This is a genomic window from Allobosea sp. P4_E12 (assembly GCF_056401655.1).
Genome location: NZ_JBFUIY010000092.1, coordinates 1 through 5,173, shown reverse-complemented (window position 1 = coordinate 5,173; position 5,173 = coordinate 1). Strand labels below are relative to the sequence as shown.

At 62.1% G+C, this 5,173-nt stretch carries 5 protein-coding genes, 1 tRNA gene and 3 pseudogenes; 3 read left to right on the top strand and 6 right to left on the bottom strand.

The genetic code is table 11. The features are described from left to right. The coding region (locus tag AC1DW9_RS36120; protein WP_476855379.1) for a transposase domain-containing protein at positions 1–229 on the top strand (229 nt) is incomplete at its 5' end. A 17-nt stretch (positions 230–246) separates the two neighbouring features. Here the strand turns inward: AC1DW9_RS36120 and AC1DW9_RS36115 are convergent. From AC1DW9_RS36115 to AC1DW9_RS36105, 3 genes and pseudogenes are all read right to left on the bottom strand, one after another. Continuing rightward, positions 247–378, bottom strand: a pseudogene (locus AC1DW9_RS36115) (IS6 family transposase); the annotation flags it as partial. An 82-nt stretch (positions 379–460) separates the two neighbouring features. After that, positions 461–536: transfer RNA gene (locus AC1DW9_RS36110), tRNA-Ile, on the bottom strand. Between the two features lie 229 nt (positions 537–765). Beyond that, positions 766–1,041 (bottom strand): YMGG-like glycine zipper-containing protein, encoded by a 276-nt coding sequence (locus tag AC1DW9_RS36105; protein ID WP_441508950.1) that lies wholly within the window; start codon positions 1,039–1,041, stop codon positions 766–768. Between the two features lie 139 nt (positions 1,042–1,180). On the opposite strand from AC1DW9_RS36105, the pseudogene AC1DW9_RS36100 reads away from it, so the two are divergent. Then, a pseudogene (locus AC1DW9_RS36100) lies at positions 1,181–1,267 on the top strand (cold-shock protein); the annotation flags it as partial. 349 nt (positions 1,268–1,616) lie between these two features. On the opposite strand, the gene AC1DW9_RS36095 reads toward AC1DW9_RS36100, so the two are convergent. From AC1DW9_RS36095 to AC1DW9_RS36085, 3 genes are all read right to left on the bottom strand, one after another. Further along, positions 1,617–2,849: an HlyD family secretion protein gene (locus AC1DW9_RS36095; protein ID WP_476855378.1), complete on the bottom strand. Its 1,233-nt coding sequence runs from the start codon at positions 2,847–2,849 to the stop codon at positions 1,617–1,619. Continuing rightward, on the bottom strand, positions 2,842–3,306 hold the full coding sequence (locus AC1DW9_RS36090) for a hypothetical protein (protein WP_441508952.1): 465 nt from the start codon (positions 3,304–3,306) through the stop codon (positions 2,842–2,844). Before AC1DW9_RS36090 ends, AC1DW9_RS36095 begins: the two co-directional genes overlap by 8 nt. 1,059 nt (positions 3,307–4,365) lie before the next feature. Next, the gene (locus AC1DW9_RS36085; protein WP_441508953.1) at positions 4,366–4,593 is read right to left on the bottom strand and encodes a helix-turn-helix domain-containing protein; all 228 of its coding nucleotides are present in this window, start codon (positions 4,591–4,593) and stop codon (positions 4,366–4,368) included. Between the two features lie 398 nt (positions 4,594–4,991). Between AC1DW9_RS36085 and AC1DW9_RS36080 the strand changes: the two are divergent. Next, positions 4,992–5,173 (top strand): annotated as a pseudogene (locus AC1DW9_RS36080) (IS5/IS1182 family transposase); the annotation flags it as partial.

The window sequence follows — 5,173 nt, the reverse complement described above, 5'->3', positions numbered from 1 at the left end:
GCCCATCGCTTTGAACCGCAAGAACGCGCTCTTTGCCGGATCTGACGGCGGCGCCGAGCACTGGGCCGTGATCGCCTCACTCGTGGAAACGGCCAAGCTCAACGGCGTCGATCCGCAATACTATCTCGCCGACGTCCTCGCCCGCATCGTCGCCGGCCATCCCCAGAGCCAGATCGACGACCTGATGCCCTGGGCTTACGCAGAGACGCAGCTCAAGGCTGTGGCCTGAGAACAGCGCTCACCAGCAATGCCGCGCTCCGGCAGCATCTCCTCGACAAGGCGACGGCTCAGGGGAAAGCGAAAATACAGCGACACCGCATGAGCAATGATCGCAGGCGGAAATCGATGGCGTCTATAGCTGATGGTCGACTGGCTCATGCCCGCCCATCCACACAGCTCTCCGCCACGCCGGAGTGACAACGCCGAGAGAACGCGGATGGCAAGGCCATTGAGAGGAAAATGGTGGGCCGGGCCGGATTCGAACCGGCACCGGCGCTGTTATGAGCAGCGAGCTCTAACCGTTGAGCTACCGGCCCACCCTTCGCCTAACACCCTCCCGGTCTGCCCGGCAAAACGCGAGAACGGCCCGCAAACGGAACCGAGACACCGTTGCGGCGCTAAAACGGGCCGGCGTGATCACGGCCGGACCGCGCAGCCCGGAGCCGGGGGCGCCCTATACCTATGTCACGACGGACACATCGGCCCCCGCGCAACAGCCGCCCCTGCGGAGCGGCTGATTGGCCCGACAGGTGGGCTCAGGTCGCTTTACGGGCAGGGGCCGGTGAAGCGGCGGCCGCTCGTGTCCTGGAAGATGCAGTTGTTCGGGGTCGTTGCCCGGCCGACCACCGCACCGGTCACGCCACCAGCAAGGGCACCGATCGCGGCACCACGTCCGCCGCCCGCGATCCCACCGATGAGCGCACCACCGCCAGCGCCAATGGCGGCGCCGCCAAGCGTGCGGTGCGACTGAGACTCAGGGTTGCAGCCTGCGAGTGAAAGGCCGAGGCCGATGAAGCCGGCGAATGTGATCGAACGGAGCATTTTGGGGTCCTTGTTCAAGACAGCGCGCGAATGCGAACGCATCAATCTAGGCTAAGACGTCCGAGATCCCAGAGCGACCGCCTAAGTCGGGAATTCGTGTGGACGTTCATCGTGCCATGCAATGTTGGATCATCGATTGATGGAAAGGTGCGTCATGGCGACTAAAGGCTTTGGCTTTGTTCGGCCGGACGATGGCGGGCAGGATGTTTTCGTTCATATCAGGGCCTCGCCTCCCAAGTCCGCGGCGAAGCCTTCAGCATCAGCAGTGTTTGGAAAGCAGAAGCGGGAATAGGAGCGACCGGTTGGTGAGAACGGTCGATTCTGCCAATCGTGGCCACGACACCATGCCACCACGGAACCAGCGAGCGCCCGAGCCCCGTTCCGGGCACCGGGATCTGTAGCTGATGCGGGTGGGTGCCGTCGATGATGCGCCGCTTCGGAAAGTGACCCGGGCCCTGTTGGCGCCACACGGGAGCTTGGTGCGCGAAATAAGCCGATCATGTTCGCGCTACCCGCCTAAAAGCCTCCATGGTGGAGCACCGCCGGCCTCCCAGCGCTCTCCGAGTATTTGCCGCTTAGTGTCCAGAGAAAACCAAGGTTTGAATGGGCAGGACCAGCGCCTGGATCCTCAGGAGCATGGCATGAACCAGCCCGACTGCATCGACCGCATGTAGAACGACTTTTTTGACGGAGCGGGTGTCCTTCGCCTCGATGCGGTCGTGGTTGCTCGAATAGGCATTGACGATACAGCTGCTGCCCGGCGTCACCCCGTCGAGTCCATCGGGATAGAGCGGCTCGAGAAATGTCAGGATCGTGCCTGGCTTGGCAATTTGCTGAACATCGATCAGCTGCTCGCCGCCGCGAAACTGCCCGGCTGCGATAAAATCCTGCAGCCCGGTCACCACCATCGGAATGATGACCCAGGGCTTCGAGATGCAGGTGGCCTCCGCAACCATGCCCACCTTCATGATCTGCGCCTCGATCTGGGAGAAGCCCGCCTGCAACGAGGAGCGCCCGGCCTCCTCGGGGATCAGGACGCCGCCCGCGCGCATGTTCGGGTTGACGAGATCGCCGGCACGAAGCGCAAATTGTTCGACGCGACCGGTGAAGCCGGCTTTGATCAGGGTCTTGTCGATATCGATCTGGGCCAAAGCCAGGGCCGCCTGAGCACTTTCCTTCTGCGCCGGCAGCAGCGTCGAGATCCGGATCTGTGCGGTATCGTGCGCCGCGGTCGCCGAGTTCAAGGCGGCTTCTCGGCCGGCGACACGGACCTCCAGCCTCTCGATCTCACGCTGCGCGACGACATTCGCGTTCCGTCGCATCAATTCCTGCTTGGTCCGCAATTCATCCTGCGCCTGCTGGAGGTCGCTTCTCGCCTCCTGGGTCTTCGATTCACTCGAGGCAAGGTCGGACCGCGCGACGGCAAGCGCAGCTTCTGCTTCGGCAATCCTGCGGCGGGCGGTCTCGGCCGCCGCTTCCTGCTCGCTGCTGTCGAGGCGGAAGAGGGGCATTCCTTTTTCAACCCTGCCGCTGAGCCCGACAAAGACCTCGGCGACCTTTCCCCTGTTCTCCGGCATGATCGGCACGGCCCTGAAGAGCAGGGTCGCGTTCGTGGTCGAGGGGTGATTGTAGAAGATCACCGTGATCAACCCGATGGTCAGCATGGCGCAGGCCGTGATGCCCCAGCGCAGTTCGAACCAGACCGAGAACAGCGTGATCTCCTTGCCGATACGACGACCCTGACCGTAGCGGCGGAATAGGTAGTCCGGCAGGACCGTCAAAAGCGAGCAGAACAGTAGCTCAAGCATGGCTTGGCGCCTTTTGCGGGGCATGGCCTTTCGGGGCGGGCTCGACCGGCTTCGTTCGGGAATTTAATGGATGAGGGGGCTCAACTGGTGAGCCGGCGCCGCGGCGAGGCGCCGAGCCTGCTATTCGCTCGAGAGCGTGAGCCATGCGTCCGAAGAGGCCAGAGAAATCGGGAAACTCGATGAGCGCCAGCAGAAGCCCGGCCACCCAGAAAAGGTGGATATGCGTGAACAGCGCCAAGAGCCCAAGGACTGCGACAATCTCGAATTGGATCTTGTGGGATTTGTGCGCCATCCGCTCTGGTAATGTATGCAGGCGGAAGAAGATGATGCCAACCGTCAGGACCGCGACGACGAGGAGCACCGCCATCGCGACCATGAGATAGTCGCTCTCTCCTGGTGTCGTGATGAATGCCGGCAAATGGTGCGGGGCGGCAGGATGCATATTGGGCGATGGCATGGCTTTAGCACCCGACACTTGACGCTATCGCGACGGTATCCGTGTCAGGCGCGAAACTCCAGCCCGCGCCCGCTTATGAATGTCACCGCGCATGCTTTAGAGAAGTCGAGTGAGGAAGCGTCGGTCCATTCTTGGCCAATACGCTCGCCGGCTTCGACGGAGGGCGTCCAGCACGTGTCCAGCGGTGCAGCAGCGCTCCCCGCGATCGAGGCAAGGATGCTGTAAAGATCGGGGAGCGATTCGCCGGATGTTGCTGCAGCCATTCCAGCAGCAACACGTAGCTGACGGCCAGAAGCACGGGTCCGTCACTGCGCCTGACCGTGAGGCGCGGAGGTGGCCAAGAGCAAGTCGTCGATTGCCTTCTTGAGGGATAGGAGCCCCTCACGGCTACTCTGAAGCTGGCACGAAACGACCGGGACGATGGGGACGGTCTGGTCGCGCATCACGGTGGGGCGACTGGTAATCAAAACGATGCTGTAGAGGCCGTTCCCGTGCAGGAGGCCGCCGACGCCGTCGAAGGCTATCGTCGCTGCCCCATAGTCGACGGCGGCAGGCCTCGAGGACTCCTCGGATGTGGCCAAAATCCACCCCCCTATTTTGGAATTTTTGCCTGATCCTGCTGCACAGCTACGCCAGAGTCCATTCGCGCAGTTCTTGTGACGGGCCCTCTGCGCAGTGTTCGGGCGCGATTAAGGCCTAATTGAGCTTATGCCCTGCTGGTCAAAGCAATCGTCGACTGGCCGAGTGGCTCTTGGCAAGCCACGATGTGGCACTTGTGGGCCCCGTGATTGGTTCGGCGCGACAGGAAAATGAACGAGCCAACACGGTGAGAGTGCTCGCTATGCCAGGTTCCGTTCAATTGCGGATCGGGCGGCCTTGAAAGTTGCTTCTGCGTCCGGCACAGCGCCTTGCTGCTGTTCAAGGATGAGAAGGGCTACTTCGTAGACCTCCCTTATGTCGACGGGCTGCAACGCCTTTCTGCACCAGGCAGCGCAGGAGGCCGGCCATGTTTGCGGAGGAGACGAGGTTTGCTGCGGCGAGGCAAGGGACATCGCGTGCTCATTGTGCCGCTGGATGTACAGGTTCTGGTACATTGTAGCCGTCCGCTGCGTACAACGTGATTTTGTTACGCAACGTGCGGATGGAGATGCCGAGTAGTGAGGCGGCATGGGTGCGGTTGCCGCCGGTTTCCCGCAGCGTGGCCAGGATCAGCTGGCGTTCGACAAAGGCAACTGGCAGGCCAACGAACTGATCCACGACGGCTTTAACAGCATCGAGCGCTCGCATGGTCACGGTCCTTTCCAGGCCCCCCGGCTCTGATGGACATCTTAGGATGGCGCCCGCCGTGGTTAAGAAGCGGTAAATCGACATAGCGGGCGGGGCAACAGGGCACCGGTGAGCGTGGTCGTGCCGGCGGGCACATTTTACCGTGCATTGCCGCTGATCGCCGACGCAAATATGTAGCTGGTGGACGTGTGAATAAAGGTGATCGGATCCGTGCCGGCTATGGGCCGGTGCCCACCTGTTACGCGCTCTCGAACTGTACTGGGGCTCTGCTGGTGACCAAGGCTAATCTCCCGGAGCGACTGCTCCAGCTTGCCGCTCTATCGGACTGGTCGCCCACCCCTAGGAGCCCGTCCGAGTAATCCTCTGGACGGGGTGGCTTCGGGATGATTCACTGGCTCATGGCCAAAGTGTTTCGCTCTTGGGATGTCGATCAGGGCTGGCTTTTGCCGCCTTCGCTGCATGAGTTCGTGCCGCCCGGTCACCTGGCGCATTTCGTCCGTGACACGGTGCGCGAAGGGCTCGACCTTTCGGCTATTATCGACAGCTACACCGAGGAGCGAGGAGCGCGGCTATCCGCCCT

Excerpts from the sequence above, each read along its gene's own strand:
- AC1DW9_RS36105 (WP_441508950.1), bottom strand. The coding sequence starts at position 1,041 with ATGCTCCGTTCGATCACATTCGCCGGCTTCATCGGCCTCGGCCTTTCA.
- AC1DW9_RS36095 (WP_476855378.1), bottom strand. The coding sequence starts at position 2,849 with ATGCTTGAGCTACTGTTCTGCTCGCTTTTGACGGTCCTGCCGGACTAC.
- AC1DW9_RS36090 (WP_441508952.1), bottom strand. The coding sequence starts at position 3,306 with ATGCCATCGCCCAATATGCATCCTGCCGCCCCGCACCATTTGCCGGCA.
- AC1DW9_RS36085 (WP_441508953.1), bottom strand. The coding sequence starts at position 4,593 with ATGCGAGCGCTCGATGCTGTTAAAGCCGTCGTGGATCAGTTCGTTGGC.